Annotated in this window: 17 protein-coding genes and 1 riboswitch; of the genes, 16 read left to right on the top strand and 1 reads right to left on the bottom strand. The window is 68.3% G+C overall.

From position 1 onward, the window contains the following. The first annotated feature begins 2 nt into the window (after window positions 1-2). From bchC to VO99_RS21230, 12 genes are all read left to right on the top strand, one after another. Entirely contained in the window at window positions 3-992 is a 990-nt protein-coding gene (gene bchC / locus VO99_RS21280; RefSeq protein WP_198157005.1) for a chlorophyll synthesis pathway protein BchC, read from the top strand. After that, a complete protein-coding gene (locus VO99_RS21275) occupies window positions 989-1,984 on the top strand; it encodes a chlorophyllide a reductase iron protein subunit X (protein WP_046114940.1) in 996 nt (331 codons plus the stop codon). The genes bchC and VO99_RS21275 overlap by 4 nt, the downstream gene beginning before the upstream one ends. 4 nt (window positions 1,985-1,988) lie before the next feature. Further along, window positions 1,989-3,467 carry a chlorophyllide a reductase subunit Y gene (gene bchY, locus VO99_RS21270; protein ID WP_232315447.1) on the top strand — a complete coding sequence of 493 codons (1,479 nt, stop codon included), beginning with the start codon at window positions 1,989-1,991 and terminating at the stop codon, window positions 3,465-3,467. Next, the gene (gene bchZ / locus VO99_RS21265) at window positions 3,464-4,942 is read left to right on the top strand and encodes a chlorophyllide a reductase subunit Z (RefSeq protein ID WP_046114939.1); all 1,479 of its coding nucleotides are present in this window, start codon (window positions 3,464-3,466) and stop codon (window positions 4,940-4,942) included. Before bchY ends, bchZ begins: the two co-directional genes overlap by 4 nt. A gap of 117 nt (window positions 4,943-5,059) precedes the next feature. Next, window positions 5,060-5,209, top strand: coding sequence for a light-harvesting antenna LH1, beta subunit (gene pufB / locus VO99_RS21260; RefSeq protein ID WP_046114938.1), 150 nt, complete (start codon window positions 5,060-5,062; stop codon window positions 5,207-5,209). Between the two features lie 21 nt (window positions 5,210-5,230). After that, window positions 5,231-5,458, top strand: coding sequence for a hypothetical protein (locus VO99_RS21255; protein WP_046114937.1), 228 nt, complete (start codon window positions 5,231-5,233; stop codon window positions 5,456-5,458). Window positions 5,459-5,470: 12 nt separating this feature from the next. Next, the gene (gene pufA / locus VO99_RS21250; RefSeq protein ID WP_046114936.1) at window positions 5,471-5,656 is read left to right on the top strand and encodes a light-harvesting antenna LH1, alpha subunit; all 186 of its coding nucleotides are present in this window, start codon (window positions 5,471-5,473) and stop codon (window positions 5,654-5,656) included. A gap of 90 nt (window positions 5,657-5,746) precedes the next feature. Beyond that, a complete protein-coding gene (gene pufL, locus VO99_RS21245; RefSeq protein WP_046114935.1) occupies window positions 5,747-6,571 on the top strand; it encodes a photosynthetic reaction center subunit L in 825 nt (274 codons plus the stop codon). A 12-nt stretch (window positions 6,572-6,583) separates the two neighbouring features. After that, on the top strand, window positions 6,584-7,561 hold the full coding sequence (gene pufM, locus VO99_RS21240; protein WP_046114934.1) for a photosynthetic reaction center subunit M: 978 nt from the start codon (window positions 6,584-6,586) through the stop codon (window positions 7,559-7,561). Continuing rightward, window positions 7,558-8,670 (top strand): photosynthetic reaction center cytochrome PufC, encoded by a 1,113-nt coding sequence (gene pufC, locus VO99_RS21235; RefSeq protein ID WP_083440805.1) that lies wholly within the window; start codon window positions 7,558-7,560, stop codon window positions 8,668-8,670. Before pufM ends, pufC begins: the two co-directional genes overlap by 4 nt. Window positions 8,671-8,981: 311 nt before the next feature. After that, window positions 8,982-9,824: a trypsin-like peptidase domain-containing protein gene (locus tag VO99_RS29715; RefSeq protein ID WP_083440815.1), complete on the top strand. Its 843-nt coding sequence runs from the start codon at window positions 8,982-8,984 to the stop codon at window positions 9,822-9,824. Window positions 9,825-10,344: 520 nt separating this feature from the next. Beyond that, on the top strand, window positions 10,345-12,138 hold the full coding sequence (locus tag VO99_RS21230) for an ATP-dependent nuclease (protein WP_083440804.1): 1,794 nt from the start codon (window positions 10,345-10,347) through the stop codon (window positions 12,136-12,138). 332 nt (window positions 12,139-12,470) lie between these two features. Here VO99_RS21230 and VO99_RS30430 read toward each other — a convergent pair whose 3' ends face one another. Continuing rightward, window positions 12,471-12,617 (bottom strand): hypothetical protein, encoded by a 147-nt coding sequence (locus VO99_RS30430; protein WP_157039685.1) that lies wholly within the window; start codon window positions 12,615-12,617, stop codon window positions 12,471-12,473. 89 nt (window positions 12,618-12,706) lie between these two features. Between VO99_RS30430 and VO99_RS21225 the strand changes: the two genes are divergently transcribed. The 4 genes from VO99_RS21225 (at window position 12,707) to VO99_RS29135 (ending at window position 17,792) form a co-directional block, all read left to right on the top strand. Beyond that, complete coding sequence (locus tag VO99_RS21225) at window positions 12,707-13,483, top strand: enoyl-CoA hydratase/isomerase family protein (RefSeq protein ID WP_046114932.1); 777 nt, start codon at window positions 12,707-12,709, stop codon at window positions 13,481-13,483. A 7-nt stretch (window positions 13,484-13,490) separates the two neighbouring features. Further along, window positions 13,491-14,753, top strand: a complete 1,263-nt coding sequence (locus VO99_RS21220) for a CaiB/BaiF CoA transferase family protein (RefSeq protein WP_046114931.1) — start codon at window positions 13,491-13,493, stop codon at window positions 14,751-14,753. An 8-nt stretch (window positions 14,754-14,761) separates the two neighbouring features. Then, window positions 14,762-15,379 (top strand): glutathione S-transferase family protein, encoded by a 618-nt coding sequence (locus tag VO99_RS21215; RefSeq protein WP_232315441.1) that lies wholly within the window; start codon window positions 14,762-14,764, stop codon window positions 15,377-15,379. Window positions 15,380-15,456: 77 nt separating this feature from the next. Continuing rightward, window positions 15,457-15,543, top strand: a riboswitch (cyclic di-GMP riboswitch). Between the two features lie 68 nt (window positions 15,544-15,611). Further along, window positions 15,612-17,792 carry a S8 family peptidase gene (locus VO99_RS29135; protein WP_052736516.1) on the top strand — a complete coding sequence of 727 codons (2,181 nt, stop codon included), beginning with the start codon at window positions 15,612-15,614 and terminating at the stop codon, window positions 17,790-17,792. Window positions 17,793-17,802: the final 10 nt, after the last annotated feature.

Below are 17,802 nucleotides of genomic sequence, written 5' to 3'. Positions count from 1 at the left end.
TCATGGACTCCACCTCGATCCGCACCGCCACCGGCCCGCTGCACAGCCTGGCCGTCGTGCTGGAAGAGCCTGGCCAGCTTCGCCTGAGCGACCTGCCGCTGGTGGATCCCACCGAATCCGACGTGGTGGTGGACGTGGAATGGAGCGGCATCAGCACCGGCACCGAGCGCCTGCTGTGGACCGGCCGCATGCCGGCCTTCCCCGGCATGGGTTATCCGCTGGTGCCTGGGTACGAATCGGTGGGCCGCGTGGTGCGGGCCGGTCCGGCGGCCGGCCATGCGGTGGGCGAGCGGGTGTTCGTGCCCGGCGCGCGCTGCTTCGGCGACGTGCGCGGCCTGTTCGGCGGTGCCGCCGCCTGCCTGGTGGTGCCGGGCGCGCGTGCGCTGCCAGTGGCCGAGCACCTGGGCGAGGAAGCGGTGCTGATGGCGCTGGCTGCCACCGCCTACCACTCGGTGGCCGGCGGCGGCAAGCGCGACCCCATCGTGGCGCCCGACCTGATCGTCGGCCACGGCGTGCTCGGCCGGCTGCTGGCCCGCATGACGGTGGCCGCCGGCCTGCCGCCGCCCACCGTGTGGGAGCGCGAACTCGGCCGCTGCGGCGGCGCCGAGGGCTACCCGGTGATGCACCCCGACGACGACACCCGCCGCGACTACCGCGCCATCTACGACGTCAGCGGCGACGCCGGGATCATCGACACGCTGGTGATGCGCCTGGCGCCCGGCGGCGAGATCGTGCTGGCCGGCTTCTACAGCCAGCCGCTGCAGTTCGCCTTCGCACCCGCCTTCATGCGCGAGGTGCAGATCCGCTGCGCCGCCGAATGGCAGCGCCCCGACCTGCTGGCGGTGAAGGAACTGGTGGAGACCGGCCGCGTCTCGCTGGCCGGCCTCATCACCCACCACGAGGCTGCCGTTCATGCCGCGGGCGCCTACGCCACGGCCTTTGGCGACAGCGCCTGCCTGAAGATGGTTTTGGACTGGAGACACCACGCATGAACGCCGCCCCCGTCATCTTCATGAAGGAGCAGCTTCGCGCGGAGGCTGCCATCGAGCCCGATGCGCCGAGCACCTCGCCGGCCACCAAGACCACGCAGATCATCGCCATCTACGGCAAGGGCGGCATCGGCAAGAGCTTCACGCTGGCCAACCTCAGCTACATGATGGCCCAGCAGGGCAAGAAGGTGCTGCTGATCGGCTGCGACCCCAAGAGCGACACCACCAGCCTGCTGTTCGGCGGCAAGGCCTGCCCCACCATCATCGAGACCAGCAGCAAGAAGAAGCTGGCCGGCGAGGCGGTGTCCATCGGCGACGTGTGCTTCAAGCGCGACGGCGTGTTTGCCATGGAACTCGGCGGGCCCGAGGTGGGCCGCGGCTGCGGCGGCCGCGGGATCATCCACGGCTTCGAGACGCTGGAGAAGCTCGGCTTCCACGACTGGGGCTTCGACTACGTGCTGCTGGACTTCCTGGGCGACGTGGTGTGCGGCGGCTTCGGCCTGCCCATCGCCCGCGACATGTGCCAGAAGGTCATCGTGGTGGCCAGCAACGACCTGCAGAGCCTGTACGTGGCCAACAACGTGTGCTCGGCGGTGGAGTACTTCCGCAAGCTGGGCGGCAACGTGGGCGTGGCCGGCATGGTGATCAACAAGGACGACGGCACCGGCGAGGCCAGTGCCTTTGCCGAGCGGGCGGGCATCCCGGTGCTGGCGGCCATCCCGGCGCATGACGACATCCGCCGCAAGAGTGCCAGCTACGAGATCATCGGCCGGCCCGGCACGGTCTGGGCGCCGCTGTTCGAGACGCTGGCGCAGAACGTGGCCGAAGCGCCGCCGATGCGACCCAAGCCGCAGACGCAGGACGAGCTGCTGTCGCTGTTCTCGGCCGACAGCGTGGGCCGCGACGTGGTGCTGCAGCCGGCCACCGATGCCGACATGACCGGCCAGGCGCTGGTGGCACGCCCCTCGCTCGAAGTGATCTACGACGCGGCCTGATGCCATGGCCTGCCATTCCACCGCGGACCTGATGCGCTCGGCAGCCGAAGCCGCCGGCAAGGGCGAGACGCTGCAGCGTTATGCCGCCGACTATCCGGTGGACCGAGGCACCGGCCCGCACGAGCAGCCGCAGAGCATGTGCCCGGCCTTCGGCTCGCTGCGCGTGGGCTTGCGCATGCGGCGCACCGCCACCATCCTCAGCGGCTCGGCCTGCTGCGTCTACGGCCTGACCTTCACCTCGCACTTCTACGGCGCGCGCCGCAGCGTGGGCTACGTGCCCTTCAACAGCGAGAGCCTGGTCACCGGCAAGCTGTTCGAGGACATCCGCGAGGCGGTGCACCAGCAGGCCGACCCGGCCAAGCTGGACGCCATCGTCGTCATCAACCTGTGCGTGCCCACCGCCAGCGGCGTACCGCTGCAGCTGCTGCCCAGGCAGATCAACGGCGTGCGCATCATCGGCATCGACGTGCCCGGCTTCGGCGTGCCCACGCATGCCGAGGCCAAGGACGTGCTGGCCGGCGCGATGCTCAGGTTCGCCCGCACCGAGGCCGAGGCCGGCCCGGTGGCCGCGCTGCGCGGCGGCGTGGAGCAGCGGCCCACCGTCAGCCTGGTGGGCGAGATGTTCCCGGCCGACCCGGTGGGCATCGGCATGATGCTGGCGCCGATGGGCCTGGCCGCCGGCCCGGTGGTGCCCACCCGCGAATGGCGCGAGCTGTATGCCGCGCTGGATTGCAGCGTGGCGGCCGCGATCCATCCGTTCTACACCGCCAGCCTGCGCGAGTTCAGTGCGGCGGGTCGGCCCATCGTGGGCTCGGCGCCGGTGGGCGTGGAGGGCACCGACGCCTGGCTGCAGGCCATCGGCAGCGCGGCCAACGTCGCGCAAGCGCTGATCGACGAGGCCCGGCAGCGGGTGCTGCCGGCCATCCGCGGCGCCTTGTCGAAGTTGCCTATACAAGGCCGCATCACCGTCAGCGGCTACGAAGGCAGCGAGCTGCTGGTGGCGCGGCTGCTGATCGAAAGCGGCGCCGAGGTGCCCTACGTCGGCACCGCCTGCCCGCGCACGCCCTGGAGCGAGCCCGACCGCCAGTGGCTGGAGGCCCGCGGCGTGTACGTGCAGTACCGCGCCAGCCTGGAGCAGGACCTGTATGCGATGCAGCATGCCAAGCCCGACTTGGCCATTGGCACCACGCCGGTGGTGCAGGCCGCCAAGGAGCTGTGCACGCCGGCGCTGTACTTCACCAACCTCATCTCCGCCCGGCCGCTGATGGGCCCGGCCGGCGCCGGCTCGCTGGCGCAGGTGGTCAACGCGGCCATCGCCAACAAGCACCGCTTCAGCGCGATGAAGGACTTCTTCGGCGCCACCGGCCAGGGCGACAACGCCGGCGTGTGGGAGGGCGTGCCTCCAGCGCACCCCGCCTTCCGCGCCGACACCCGCCGCCGCGTGATCAAGCTGCAGAAGGCGGCGCAGGAGCACATGGCATGAGCTTCACGATTGACCATGACCGTGCCGGCGGCTACTGGGGCGCCGTGTATGTGTTCACCGCCATCAAGGGCCTGCAGGTGGTGATCGACGGCCCGGTGGGCTGCGAGAACCTGCCGGTGACCAGCGTGCTGCACTACACCGATGCGCTGCCGCCGCATGAGCTGCCCATCGTGGTCACCGGCCTGGCCGAGGAACAGCTGGGCCGCGAAGGCACCGAAGGCGCGATGAAGCGCGCCCATGCCACGCTGGACCCCGACCTGCCCAGTGTGGTGGTCACCGGCAGCATCGCCGAGATGATCGGCGGCGGCGTGACGCCCGAGGGCACCACCATCCAGCGCTTCCTGCCGCGCACCATCGACGAAGACCAGTGGCAGTGCGCCAACCGCGCCATCTACTGGCTGTGGCAGCAATACGGCCTGCGCAAGGTGCCCGAGCGGGTGCGCCAGCCCGGCGACAAGCCGCGCGTGAACATCATCGGCCCCAGCTACGGCATGTTCAACGGCCCCAGCGACCTGGCCGAGATCCGCCGGCTGGTGCAGGGCATCGGCTGCGAGGTGAACCTGGTGTTCCCGCTGGGCAGCCATCTGGCGGAGGTGTCGCGGCTGGTGGAGGCCGACGTCAACATCTGCCTGTACCGCGAGTTCGGCCGCCTGCTGTGCGAGAACCTGGAGCGGCCCTACCTGCAGGCGCCCATCGGCCTGCACTCCACCACCGCCTTCCTGCGCGAGCTGGGCCGGCTGACGGGCCTCGACCCCGAGCCCTTCATCGAGCGCGAGAAGCACACCACGCTCAAGCCGATCTGGGACCTGTGGCGCTCCGTCACGCAGGACTTCTTCGCCACCGCCAGCTTCGCGGTGGTGGCCGGCGAGACCTATGCCCGCGGCATCCGCCACTACCTGGAAGACGAGCTGGGCCTGCCCTGCCAGTTCGCCGTGTCGCGCAAGCCGGGCAGCAAGACCGACAACGCCGAGGTGCGCCGGCTGGTGCACGAGAAGCCGCCGCTGGTGATGTTCGGCTCCTACAACGAACGCATGTACCTGGCCGAGGCCGGCGGTGCAGGCGGCCGGCCCGGGCCCAAGCCCGCGTACATCGCCGCATCCTTCCCCGGTGCCGCGATTCGCCGCGCCACCGGCACGCCGTTCATGGGTTATGCCGGTGCCACCTGGCTGCTGCAGGAGTACTGCAACGCGCTGTTCGACGCGCTGTTCCACGTGCTGCCGCTGGCCGTCGACATGGATGCGGTGGCACCCACGCCCGCGCGCGGCAGCGCCGAGCTGGCCTGGGACGAAGCTGCCCGCCAGCGCCTGGAAGCGCTGGTGGAAGCGCTGCCGGTGCTGGTGCGCATCTCGGCCGCCAAGGCCTGGCGCGATGCGGCCGAGCGTGCCGCCCGCGCCGCCGGCCGCGCCAGCGTCGGCCTGGCCGACCTGCCGGCCGAGCCGGCGCGCGCAGAGCCCAGCGAGGCGGTGTCGCCATGAACAGCAAACCTGCATCGGACCGTCCGGCCCGGGCAGCCCTTGCCGCGCGGGCTTTCGCGCGGTGCCGGTCGCAAGACCATCGGCCGCAAGGCCACTGCACCTGAAGGAACCATCCCTATGCTTGATCCCAGAAGCGGCTCGCTTTCCGGCCTGACCGAACAGGAAGCGAAGGAATTCCACGGCGTGTTCATGACGAGCTTCGTCGGGTTCACGGCCGTGGCCATCGTGGCCCACATCCTCGTGTGGATGTGGCGTCCCTGGCTCTAGTGCCTTGACGGGAGGGTTGCCATGACCGATCTCACCCACCACCACACGCCCGCGGCGGCGCCGGCCAGGGACTCGCTGGCCACGGCCGGCGTCTTCCTCGCGGGCTTCGTCGTGCTGCTGGTCTTCGCCCTGCTGGCGCAGCTGCTCATGCTGCCCTGGCGCGGCTGGCTGCCGGGGGCCGAGGGCGAGGCATCGCTGTTCGGTGCGGTGAGGGCGGCCGTGTACACCTTCATGTCCCATCTCGATTGAAGGAGGCCCACCATGTGGCGTATCTGGCTCTTGTTCGATCCGCGCCGCGCGCTGGTAGCACTGTTCGTGTTCCTGTTCGTGCTGGCGCTGCTGATCCATTTCATCCTGCTGTCCACCAACAAGTTCAACTGGCTGGACGGGCCCACCAAGGCGGTGGCCACGCAGAACTCCGCCATGCCCGCGCCCACGCCGCGTTAGCGGCGCCGCACAGCGCACGACCGCAGGCGCCGCCTCCCGGCGCGCCTGCACCCCGGCTTCCCGCCGTCGAACGAGAAAGAGGGTGCCCCCATGGCCATGCTGAGCTTCGAAAGAAAGTACCGCGTGCGCGGTGGCACGCTGATCGGCGGCGACCTGTTCGACTTCTGGGTCGGCCCGTTCTGGGTCGGCTTCTTCGGCGTCACCACCGCGTTCTTCTCGCTGGTGGGCACGCTGCTCATCATCTGGGGCGCCTCGCAGGGGCCGACCTGGAACCTCTGGCAGATCAGCATCGCGCCGCCCGACCTGCGCTACGGCCTGGGCATGGCCCCGCTGATGGAGGGCGGCCTGTGGCAGCTCATCACCGTGTGTGCCATCGGTGCCTTCGTGTCCTGGGCGCTGCGCGAGGTGGAAATCTGCCGCAAGCTGGGCATCGGCTACCACGTGCCGGTGGCCTTCGGCTTCGCCATCCTGGCCTACCTGTCGCTGGTGGTGGTGCGGCCGGTGCTGCTGGGCGCCTGGGGCCACGGCTTCCCGTACGGGATCATCAGCCACCTGGACTGGGTGTCCAACACCGGCTACCAGTACCTGCACTTCCACTACAACCCGGCGCACATGCTGGCGGTGAGCTTCTTCTTCGCCACCACCTTCGCACTGTCGCTGCACGGGGCGCTCATCCTGTCGTCCACCTGCCCTGCCAAGGGCGAGAAGGTGAAGACGGCCGAGCACGAGAACACCTTCTTCCGCGATGCCATCGGCTACTCCATCGGCACGCTGGGCATCCACCGGCTGGGCCTGTTCCTGGCGCTGTCGGCGGGCTTCTGGAGCGCGGTGTGCATCGTCATCAGCGGGCCCTTCTGGACCCGCGGCTGGCCCGAGTGGTGGACCTGGTGGCTCAACCTGCCGGTGTGGCGTTGAAGGAGACCCGTGATGGCCGAGTACCAGAACCTCTTCACCCGCGTGCAGGTGGCCGGCGCCGCCTATCCCGGCATCTCGCTGGGCCGCGACGACCATGAACGCGACAGCGGCGCCACCCATTCGCACTGGCTGGGCAAGCTGGGCGATGCGCAGGTCGGGCCCATCTACCTGGGCTGGCTGGGCATCGCCTCGCTGATCTTCGGCTTCGCGGCCTTCGAGATCATCGGGCTGAACATGTGGGCCAGCGTCGGCTGGGACCCGATCCAGTTCGTGCGCCAGCTGCCCTGGCTGGCGCTGGAGCCGCCGCCACCGGCCTACGGCCTGACGCTGCCGCCGCTCAACGAAGGCGGCTGGTGGCTGCTGGCCGGCCTGTGCATGACCACCTCGGTGCTGCTGTGGTGGGCCCGCATGTACCGCAGGGCGCGCGCGCTGGGGATGGGCACGCACGTGGCCTGGGCCTTTGCGGCGGCCATCTGGCTGATGCTGGTGCTGGGCATCATCCGGCCGGTGCTGATGGGCTCGTTCGGCGAGGCGGTGCCCTTCGGGCTGTTTCCGCACCTGGACTGGACGGCGGCCTTCTCGCTGCGCTACGGCAACCTGTTCTACAACCCGTTCCACATGCTGTCCATCGTGTTCCTGTACGGGGCCACGCTGCTGTTCGCGATGCACGGCGCCACCATCCTGGCGGTCAGCCGCTTCGGGGGCGAGCGCGAGATCGAGCAGATCACCGACCGCGGCACCGCCACCGAACGTGCGGCGCTGTTCTGGCGCTGGACCATGGGCTTCAACGCGACGATGGAATCCATCCACCGCTGGGCCTGGTGGTTCGCGGTGCTGTGCCCGCTCACGGGCGGCATCGGCATCCTGCTCACCGGCACGGTGGTGGACAACTGGTTCCTGTGGGCGGTCAAGCACGGCGTGGCGCCGGTGTATCCGCAAGTCTTCGCACCGGTGACCGATCCGGCGCTGCTGCAAGGGGTCAAGCCATGAAGCGCACCACATACCCCTTGTTGGCGGCCGCCGCGGCGCTGCTGCTGGCCGGCTGCGAGCGCCCGCCGGTGGAGACGGTGCAGACCGGCTACCGCGGCGCCGGCATGGAGCAGGTCTACAACCCGCGGCTGCTGGCCAAGCAGGCCGCGGTGAACACCGCGCCGGAGGCCTTGCCGCCGGCTTCGCCCGACGGCCCGAAGGCCTCGCAGGTGTTCCAGAACGTGAAGGTGCTGGGCGACCTGAGCGTGGGCGAGTTCACCCGCACCATGACGGCGATGACGCAGTGGGTGTCCCCCGACCAGGGCTGCGTGTACTGCCACAACCCGGCCAACCTGGCCGACGACTCGGTCTACACCAAGGTGGTGGCGCGGCGCATGCTGCAGATGACGCAGCACATCAACACCGACTGGAAGAACCACGTGGCCGGCACCGGCGTCACCTGCTACACCTGCCACCGGGGCAACCCGGTGCCCACCAACAGCTGGTTCGAGCCGCTGGGCTCGCCCGCCACCCGCAGCCTGGTGGGCAACAAGGCGGGGCAGAACGCGCCGGCGCAGACGGCGGCCTATGCCTCGCTGCCCAACGATCCGTTCTCGCCCTTCCTGCAGCATGCGGAGAACATCCGCGTCATCGGCACCGAGGCGCTGCCGCATGGCAACCGCCAAAGCACCAAGCAGGCCGAGTGGACCTACGGCCTGATGATGCACATGAGCCAGTCGCTGGGCGTCAACTGCACCTTCTGCCACAACTCGCGCTCCTTCGCACAGTGGGACCAGAGCTCGCCGCAGCGGGTCACCTCGTACTACGGCATCCGCCTGGTGCGCGACCTCAACGTCTCGTACCTGGAGCCGCTGACCGACGTGTTTCCGCTGGAGCGCCTGGGCCCCAACCGCGACGTGGCCAAGGTCAACTGCGCCACCTGCCACCAGGGCGCCTACAAGCCGCTGTACGGCGCGCAGATGATGAAGGACTACCCCGCGCTGATGGCGCCGCCGGCCGCGGCGTCGGCCGCGCTGTCGTCGGCCATGCCGGACGACGGGCAGGGCAGCCTGCGTCGCCTGGCGGCGCTGATGGGGGGCGCCGCGCCGGTGCCGGAGGCTGCGCGCTGACGCCCAACGCAGCAAACTCAGCGGCGGTGGCTGCGTCGGTGTGATGCTGCGCACCCGGTGCGCACACGTGCGGCAGCGCGAGCGGGGCAGGTGAGACTGGCAGGGCGCCATCCGCGCCGCTGCTGCTGCCGTGCCTGTCTTGCGGGCGAGTGAGGCGGCGGATCAACCCGATTTGGCGGCGGCATCGTCCGCTGCGGCGTCTGCCATGCAACAGACGTCGCCTACAGGCGTAGCCGGATACGCCTGACGGAATGTGGGGCGTATACGATTGCGCGGAGCACTTTGCGCTCCAGATCAAGTTAGGCACCACGATGAAAGTCGACTCGCTCGCAGAGAACCTGTTTTTCACGACCGTTCGCATAGACACCGTCGCCTCTAATGGTGCCCAGGGATCCGGCACTGGCTTTCTTTTCGTCTACAAGCTTGGAGATGACAAGCACGCCCCATTCGTGGTCACTAATAAGCATGTCGTCAATGGAATGCAACGTGGGTCGCTCACTTTTCATCAACGAAAGGGTGACGAGCCGAACTTGGGGACGGGCTTTCGGTTGGATGTGGAAAACTGGGCGAACTTCTGGTTTGGCCACCCATCGCCGAATGTGGACATCGCGATCACACCGTTCTTGCCGCTTGAATCCCACATTAAGCTGAACAATAGCGTCGATCTCTTCTACAGATTTATTGACTCGGGTATGCTGCCAACAAAGGAGCAAGAAGAGCAGTTTGACGCCATTGAATCAGTGACTTTCATTGGCTATCCAAATGGCATTTGGGACAGCAGGAACCTTCTCCCGGTTGCTCGCCGAGGGACTACCGCTTCTCCGATGTCCATCGACTTCGAAGGAACCCCACGATTCGTGATCGACGCATCAGTCTTTGGCGGGTCGAGTGGTAGTCCAGTCTTTGTGCTTAACCAAGGCATGATCACCGACAAAAGAGGCAACTCCATAATCGGATCGCGCGTGCTCTTCGTGGGAGTTGTCACGGCAGTGTTCTTTCGTACGCAGCTCAACCAAATCATTGCCGTGCCAGTGCCTACACAAACACGGCCAATGACCGAACAACAAGAAATGATCGATCTTGGACTTGTCTTTAAGGCAAGAACGGTCGTCGAAACCGTTGAAGCCTTCATCAAGGCGAGCGGTGGTGCCTAACGCTTCTGCAGGGACTCCCCACTCGGACAACGGTGTGAATTGATTTCGAACCGGTTTCGAATCGAAGGCGCAGCGCGGATGACAACCTTGACAAGGAGCAGACTGCACATCTACAGGTGGGCTTTTTCCGGCGCTTTGGCCGAGGTTCCAGACACGAACCGCTCGGCAGGGCTACATTCGCTCAACGTGCCTTAGGAACTTGCGAGTTATCGAGCTTGCCTGCCGCCGGTCTGACCTACGGTGCCATCTTTGCTTCGCTCGACCGCCGCATCGAGTCCTGAAGCCCTTTGTCGATCGGCACCGCCATGATGATGGAATGTCCTCGCTGAGTTGCTCGGTCTCACACATCAGAATGGATCGCGTGAGCGGCGACATTCCGGGACAATTCAGCGGAGCAATCGGCCCTTCGCGGGCAGTCCCTTCGGAGTTGCTCCGCGTAGCGGCTTCGTCCAACCGGTCATTGCAGAGGCCGCCTTCGGCGCCCGCTGAACTTCGACGATAGACGGCACAAACACGACTCATGCTCGCGCAGATCCGCCTCCAAAACTTTCGCTGCTTCGACGACCACGTTTTGCCGATTCGGGACTGCACTGTAGTCGTCGGAAAGAACAACGCTGGAAAGTCGACACTCGTGGACGCTCTCCGGCTAGTGTCAATCGCGTCCGCTCGCTTCTTTACTCTCGCGATTAAGCCGCCGGTGAACTGGGGCAATGTCAAAGTGCCGCTTCGAGAGCTGGGAATCGCTCCATCCATTGAAGGGATGGAGTTCAACACCGAGAACCTCTTCCACCGGGACCAAGACCCTCCGGCAATCATCGAAGCAACGTTCGTCTCTGGCGCGATGCTCCGCATCTACCTGGGGCCAGCCGGAAAGCTGCACGCCGCCCTGCTTGATCGAAACGGAGCGGTGGTTAAGGACCGAGCCCGCGCCCGCGAGGTTGGGCTACCCCGCGTGGAGATCATGCCGCAGGTAGCGCCTGTCGAACGCAAAGAAGAGATTCTTGGTGCGGAGTACGTCCGACGCAATCTGTCTTCTGCGCTCGCTCCACGGCACTTCCGGAACCAAATCAATCTGGTGCAGGATCGCGCGGACGCGTTTCGCCGCTTAGCAGCCGACACGTGGCATGGGCTCCAAGTCTTGGAGCTGATCGGCGAAGGGGGCAAGCAGGGAGAAGACCTCGCGCTTCTTGTTCGCAACGACGACTACGTGGCCGAACTGTCAGCGATGGGCCATGGGCTCCAGATGTGGCTGCAAACGATGTGGTTCCTCGCGCGAATCGAGTCGGACGCGACCGTCATCCTCGATGAGCCAGATGTCTACATGCACCCCGACTTGCAGCGGCGCCTGATTCGCTACCTCCGGCAACATCGACCACAAGTGATCCTGACAACGCACTCAGTTGAGATCATGTCTGAGGTCAATCCTGAACAAATCCTCGTGCTCGACCGGCAGCACCCCACGTCAACCTTCGCGGCCTCGTTTCCTGCGGCTCAACAGGTTCTAGACAGAATCGGCAGTGCCCACAACCTTCAGCTTGCAAGGCTTTGGCACACCCGGAGAAGCCTTTTCGTTGAGGGGAACGACTTCCGGCTGCTTGCCGACATCTTCGACGTGCTATTTTCAAACGATCAAGATGGGCTCACAGCGGTCCCATACATGGCAATCGGCGGATGGAACGGCTGGCAGAAGGCAGTTGGCTCTTCCATGCTTCTACGGAACTCGGGCGGGCAGAACATTGCCGTGTACTGTGTACTCGACTCAGATTTTCACACCCCAGCACAGAAATCGAGGCGCTACGATCAAGCGAGCGAAATCGGGATCAAGCTACATATCTGGAATCGCAAGGAGATCGAGAACTACATACTGGTTCCGTCTGCTTTGCAGCGCGTCATCTCCGCGCGCATCCCGAAGGGGTCAGCTGCACCAACACTGGAAGAGGTTGAAGCGAAACTCGCGGCTCTGCTTGAAGGTCAGAAAGACTCGGTGATTGACAACTTCGCTAACGAGTTCTTCCTGGATGACAGAGCATCGGGTATTGCGGCCGCCAATCAGGCTGCTCGGAACCTTGTGCTGCCGCTTTGGGCCAGGCCTGATGGAAAGCTAGCTCTCGCACCCGGCAAGATCGTCTTTACGCAGGTAGCGCGCTGGTCTCAGGAGACTTTTGGCGTCTCTCTGAACGTAGCGTTGGTTGCTCGCTCACTGCGCGCGAACGAGGTGGCCAGCGAACTGTTTGCATTCCTAAGTGCTGTTGCAAGTGGCCAAGACGTACCGGCAGCGCCGAACGCCGTCTCTCAAGAATCCCACCATAAGTGATTGACACGCAACGGATTCTTAAAGCCGCCTGCGCCGCAGGCGCGGTTGGCAACAGCGTCATGCCCAACTGCTGCGCGCGCTTGTTGAGGTTGTTGAGCTCGCGCTGCCGGTAGCGTTTTTCGTCGTAGGCCTGGCCTTGATCGGCATCTTCCTCGCCCTTGGTCAGCATGCTGCAGATCAGCCGCGCCAGCTTGTGCGCAGCCGCTGTCACGGCCTTGGTTTTGTCCATGTGCGCGTACCGGCGGCGGAAGTACGTACCCAGCGCCGACTGGCTGGTGAGTAGTGCCGCAGCGCCTGCGCCGCCCGGTTCGCGCAGCGCTCGGTCTCGCCGCTCACCCAAAGTCGGACGCATAGAGCCCCTTGCGCGACGGGAACAGGTGCTCGGGGCGCCAGATGCCCTGCAGGCTGCGGGCCATCTCCTCGTCGCTGGCATGTTCCCGGCGGGCAGCCCAGTAGATCAGCGCTGCCGCAAAGCGCATAACAGCTCTGCCGCGGCGGGGATGGGCCGCGGCGGCCCGCCTGTCTAAGCTGCCCGCATGGCTCGCCCGAGCCGCGGAGACAGCCCCCGATGAACGACCTGACCCAGCTGCATGTGCACATCGAGGCACACGTGGCCACCCTCACGATGGATGCGCCGCCGGTCAATGCCCTGACCCGCACGCTCAACGACGAACTCACGCTGGCGCTGGACCGCATCAGCGAGCTGGACGAAGTGCGCGCCGTGGTGCTCACCGGCGCCGGCAAGGTGTTCTGCGCCGGTGCCGACCTGAAGGGCCGCGCCGAGGTCATCAAGGGCCCGGGCGACCTGCCGGCCCATTCGCGCCGCACCCGCGAATGCTTCCATGCCATCCGCGAATGCGCCAAGCCGGTGGTGTGCGCCCTCAACGGCGCGGCGCTGGGCTCGGGCCTGGCGATGGCGGCTTCCAGCGACATCCTGCTTTGCAGCGAGACGGCCAGCCTGGGCCTGCCCGAGGTGGACGTGGGCCTGCTGGGCGGCGCCCGGCATGCGATGCGCCTGTTCAGCCATTCGCGGCTGCGGCGCATGGCGCTCACCGGCCTGCGGGTGGGCGGCCCCGAGCTGTACCGACTGGGCATCGTGGAAGCCTGCGTGCCGCCGGCCGAGCTGATGGCCGCGGCGATGGAGATCGCCTCGGCCATCGCCAGCAAGAGCCCGGTGAGCACCCGCATGGGCAAGCACACGCTGAACGTGATCGAGGACATGAGCCTGCGCGACGGCTACCGCTACGAGCAGGACATGACCGCGGCCATCGGCAAGACCGACGATGCCCGGGAGGCGCAGGCCGCCTTCCGCGAGAAGCGCGCGCCGGTGTTCACGGGCCGTTGAACGGGGCATGAACTTGTCTAGTCAAGCTGAAGCCACCCTGTCCGCCGCCGGCGGCCCGCTGTCGCACGTCAAGGTGCTCGACCTGAGCCGCATCCTGGCCGCGCCCTGGGCCGGCCAGATCCTGGCCGACCTGGGCGCCGAGGTCATCAAGGTCGAGCGCCCCGGCGCGGGCGACGACACCCGCAGCTGGGGCCCGCCCTTCCTGAAGGACGCCGAAGGCCGCGACACGAAGGAGGCCGGCTACTACCTGGCCGTCAACCGCGGCAAGCGCTCCATCACCGTCAGCCTGGACACGCCGGAAGGCCAGCGCATCGTGCGCGAGCTGGCGCTGGAATGCGACATCGTGCTGGAGAACTACAAGGCCGGCACGCTGGCCCGCTACGGGCTGGACGAAGCCTCGCTGCGGGCCATCAACCCGCGCCTGGTGTACTGCTCGGTCACCGGCTTCGGCCAGACCGGCCCGCGGCGCGACCAGCCGGCCTACGACTTCCTGATCCAGGCCATGGGCGGCCTGATGAGCGTGACCGGCGAGCGCGACGGCCGCCCGGGCGGCGGGCCGCAGAAGGTGGGCGTGCCCATCGTCGACCTGATGACCGGCATGTATGCGGCGGTGGCGGTGCTGGCGGCGCTGTCGCGGCGCGACCTCACCGGCCGCGGCGATGCCATCGACATCGGCATGCTGGACGTGCAGGTGGCCGCGCTGGCCAACCAGGCGATGAACTACCTGGTGTCCGGCAAGGTGCCGCAGCGCAACGGCAATGCGCATCCCAACATCCAGCCGCAGGACGTGTTCGGCTGCGCCGATGGCGACGTGATCCTGGTGGTGGGCAACGACGGCCAGTTCAACAAGCTGTGCCAGGTGCTGGGCCGCGCAGAATGGGCGACCGACGAGCGCTTTGCCACCAATGCGCAGCGGGTGCGGCACATCGGCGTGCTGGCGCCGATGTTGAGCGAGCTGTTCGGCGCCTGGCAGCGCAGCGCGCTGATCGCGGCGCTGGATGCGGCCGGCGTGCCCTGCGGCGCCATCAACTCGGTGGCCGACGTGTTCCGTGATCCGCAGGTGGTGGCGCGCGGCCTGCTGCGCCATGTGCCGCACCCGGCCGGCGTGGACGTGCCGCAGGTGGGCAGCCCGATGCGTTTTGCCGAAGCCACGCTGAAGGTGCCCGCCGCGCCGCCGCTGCTGGGCCAGCACAGCGACGACATCCTGTCCGAACTGGGCTACGAGGCCGAGGACATCGCCGCGCTGCGCGCGCAGGGTGTCATCGGATGATGGCGGCCATGACGACGATGAAACTGCATTGGTCGCCCAAGTCGCCCTACGTGCGCAAGGTGATGGTCTGCGCCCATGAACTGGGCCTGCTGCCGCGCGTCGAGCGGGTGCGCTCGGTGGCGGCGATGCTGCAGCCCAATGCGGCGCTGATGGCCGACAACCCGCTGAGCAAGATCCCGACGCTGGTGCTGGAGGACGGCCGCACGCTGTTCGATTCGCCGGTGATCTGCGAATACCTCGATGCCGTGGCCGGCGGCGGCCGCCTGTTCCCGCCGGAAGGCCAGCACCGCTGGCAGGCGCTGCGCTGGCAGGCCCTGGGCGACGGCCTGCTCGACGTGCTGATCCTGTGGCGCAACGAGCGCGAGCGGACCCAGCCGCTGCCGGCGCTGGTCGAGGCCTTCGCGCTCAAGACCCGGGCCACGCTGGCGCTGCTGGACGAGGAAGCGGGCGCGCTGGAGGCAGCACCCTTCGGCATCGGCCACATCGCCATCGGTTGCGCATTGGGCTACCTCGACTATCGCTTCGATGCCTTCGGCTGGCGTGCGCTGGCGCCGCGGCTGGCGGCTTGGGAACAGGGCATCGCTTCCCGCGCTTCCTTCCTGCAGACGGCGCCCACCGAGGGTTGACCCGGGCGCCGGCCCGGCCGGCGCCGTGGCGTCGATCACGCGCGCCGGCTTGCCTTCATGTCACAGGTGGATACAGTTCCGGCCGAGGGCAAACCGGCGCGAAAGGCCGGGACGCAAAGCCTCCGGCCTAAGGCACTGCGGTGCACGGTAGCGGGGTTGCCAGTGGGCAGTTGCCGTGCGGCGCCGCCACTGTTCCAGCGTCGGTCCTCGCCCTGCAACTCCGGAGCGCGCGATGGCCACCTCTGCTTCTTCCCCCCACCGATCGATCCGCGGCCGCCGCGCTGCCTGGTGGCCCGCCTGCGCCGCCGCCGTGCTGCTGGCGGCCTGCGGCAGCGGCGAGCCCGACGGTGCCGCCTCCGCCGCCGCGCCCTCGCCGGACACGCCGCTGCCGTCGGCGGCCGTGGCGGACCGCCGCTTCGTGCTGTGGCAGCCGGGCACCGAGGCGGCCGTGCAGGCCGAGCAGGCCGCCCTGGCCGGCCAGGCCACCGACGAAGCCCGCCTGGTCGTGCGCATGAATCCAGCCGCGGTGCCGCCAGTCCCCGGCCGCGCGGTGATGGCCGGCGCCACGGGCCATGGCGAATCGGGCGACGCGAGTGCACTGCGCGCCCGTGAGCTCTCGGCCAAGGCCAGTGCGGTGGCCACCGCCGCCGATGAAGTCACCGCGCTGTCCATCCGCCGGCTGGCGCCCGATGCGGCGGTGCGCCAGCATTTCGCGCATGCCATCGAAGGCTTCGTCGTGAGCGTGCCGTGGCGGCAGGCCCAGGCCGTGGCCGACGAACTGGCGCGCAATCCGGCCGTGGATGCGGTGGAGCTGGACCGGCCGCTGACGCTCGAACAGACGGCGCCCACGGTGCGCACGCTGGACGCCCGGGCCTGGGGCGTGGACCGCATCGACCAGCGCGCCCGTGCCTTCGACGGCGCCTTCCGCAATGCCTACACGGGGCAGGGCGTGACGGTGCATGTGGTGGATTCCGGCGTCAGCCCGCATGCCCAGTTCGGCAGCCGGCTGCGCAGCGGCTTCAGCGCCATCAACGACGGCAACGGCACCCGCGACTGCCACGGCCACGGCACCCATGTGGCCGGTACCGCCGCTGGTGCCACGGTGGGCGTGGCCCCGGGCGCCAGCGTGGTGCCGGTGCGGGTGATGGACTGCAGCGGCAGCGGCTCCAGCAGCGCGGTGATCGCCGGGCTGGACTGGATCGCCGCTCATGGCTCGCGGCCCGGCGTGGTGAACATGAGCATCGGCGGGCCGGCCTTTTCATCGTTGGACGCGGCCGCACAGCGGCTGGTGGCCGCCGGCTTCAGCGTGGTGGCCGCGGCCGGCAACAGCAACGTGGATGCGTGCACCCAGTCGCCCGGCCGCGCCTCCGGTTTGGTGACCGTGGCCGCCACCGACAACGCCGATGCCAAGGCGGCCTATTCCAACTGGGGTTCGTGCGTGGCGCTGTTCGCGCCCGGTTCGTCCATCGCCTCGGCCGGCATCGCGTCCACCTCGGCGCTGGCGGTCATGAGCGGCACCTCGATGGCATCGCCGCACGTGGCCGGGGCGGCGGCCCTGTGGCTGCAGGCGCAGCCGACGGCCACGGCCGCCCAGGTGCGGCAGCTGCTGCTGCAGGACGCCACGCCCAACACCGTGCTGGGCCTGACCAGCGCCCAACCCGGCACACCGCGCAGCCTGCTGCATGCCGGCACCGCGGCCGCGCCTTCGGCGGCGCCTGCCGCGCCAGCGGTGCCGGCGGCGCCCTCGGTGGCACTGCGCACCGGCAGCATCACGTTGGCCACGGCGGTGCCGTTCATCGGTGCCTGGACGGCCCATGCCACGGTGCAGGTGCAGGACGCACAAGGCAAGCCGGTGCCCGGCGTGAAGGTGGCCGCGCGTTTTTCCAGCATGCCGGCGGAGCTGAGCTGCACCACCGCGGCCAGCGGCAGCTGCCGGGTCACCAGCGCCGCGGTGCCCTGGGGCGCCGTCAGCCGGATCGGCTTCGCCGTCACCGGGCTCAGCGGCGCCCAGATGATGGACAGCCTGGCCGGCTCCCGGCAGGCGCAGGTGGCCCAGCCGGCGGCACCGGTGGCCAGCGTGGCGGCCATCACCGGCACCGCGGTGCGGCCATCGGCCGGCTCGGTGCAGTGGGCGCCGCAGTTCACCGTGGCACTGGCCGACGACAAGCGCGCGGCAGTGCCCGGCGCGGTGGTGTACGGCGTGCTGCGCATCCACAGCGGTGCGCGCGTGGTGGGCCTGCAGACCCTGCTGTGCCAGACCGCGGCCAACGGCCAGTGCATGCTGCGCTGGACCGGCCCGGCGCTGGGCAGTGCCCACACCGGCGCGGTGCTGGAGGTGCTGTCGGTGGACCGGCCGTTCCTGGTCTACCAGCCCGGCAGCCTGAAGACCGGCGTGGTGGGCCGGGTGAACTGACCCGCACCTG

The organism is Aquincola tertiaricarbonis, assembly GCF_000969605.1.
Classification (GTDB): Bacteria; Pseudomonadota; Gammaproteobacteria; order Burkholderiales; family Burkholderiaceae_C; genus Aquincola; species Aquincola tertiaricarbonis.
The sequence above is the reverse complement of the archived record's forward strand: the minus strand, read 5'-3'. Positions and strand labels throughout refer to the sequence as shown.

Coding starts and splice junctions, on each gene's coding strand:
- VO99_RS21255 (WP_046114937.1), top strand. CDS start 5,231: ATGACCGATCTCACCCACCACCACACGCCCGCGGCGGCGCCGGCCAGG.
- VO99_RS21215 (WP_232315441.1), top strand. CDS start 14,762: ATGACGACGATGAAACTGCATTGGTCGCCCAAGTCGCCCTACGTGCGC.
- VO99_RS21230 (WP_083440804.1), top strand. CDS start 10,345: ATGCTCGCGCAGATCCGCCTCCAAAACTTTCGCTGCTTCGACGACCAC.
- VO99_RS21225 (WP_046114932.1), top strand. CDS start 12,707: ATGAACGACCTGACCCAGCTGCATGTGCACATCGAGGCACACGTGGCC.
- bchY (WP_232315447.1), top strand. CDS start 1,989: ATGGCCTGCCATTCCACCGCGGACCTGATGCGCTCGGCAGCCGAAGCC.
- bchZ (WP_046114939.1), top strand. CDS start 3,464: ATGAGCTTCACGATTGACCATGACCGTGCCGGCGGCTACTGGGGCGCC.
- pufM (WP_046114934.1), top strand. CDS start 6,584: ATGGCCGAGTACCAGAACCTCTTCACCCGCGTGCAGGTGGCCGGCGCC.
- VO99_RS21275 (WP_046114940.1), top strand. CDS start 989: ATGAACGCCGCCCCCGTCATCTTCATGAAGGAGCAGCTTCGCGCGGAG.
- pufB (WP_046114938.1), top strand. CDS start 5,060: ATGCTTGATCCCAGAAGCGGCTCGCTTTCCGGCCTGACCGAACAGGAA.
- pufA (WP_046114936.1), top strand. CDS start 5,471: ATGTGGCGTATCTGGCTCTTGTTCGATCCGCGCCGCGCGCTGGTAGCA.
- VO99_RS30430 (WP_157039685.1), bottom strand. CDS start 12,617: ATGCGCTTTGCGGCAGCGCTGATCTACTGGGCTGCCCGCCGGGAACAT.
- VO99_RS29135 (WP_052736516.1), top strand. CDS start 15,612: ATGGCCACCTCTGCTTCTTCCCCCCACCGATCGATCCGCGGCCGCCGC.
- pufL (WP_046114935.1), top strand. CDS start 5,747: ATGGCCATGCTGAGCTTCGAAAGAAAGTACCGCGTGCGCGGTGGCACG.
- bchC (WP_198157005.1), top strand. CDS start 3: ATGGACTCCACCTCGATCCGCACCGCCACCGGCCCGCTGCACAGCCTG.
- VO99_RS29715 (WP_083440815.1), top strand. CDS start 8,982: ATGAAAGTCGACTCGCTCGCAGAGAACCTGTTTTTCACGACCGTTCGC.
- pufC (WP_083440805.1), top strand. CDS start 7,558: ATGAAGCGCACCACATACCCCTTGTTGGCGGCCGCCGCGGCGCTGCTG.
- VO99_RS21220 (WP_046114931.1), top strand. CDS start 13,491: ATGAACTTGTCTAGTCAAGCTGAAGCCACCCTGTCCGCCGCCGGCGGC.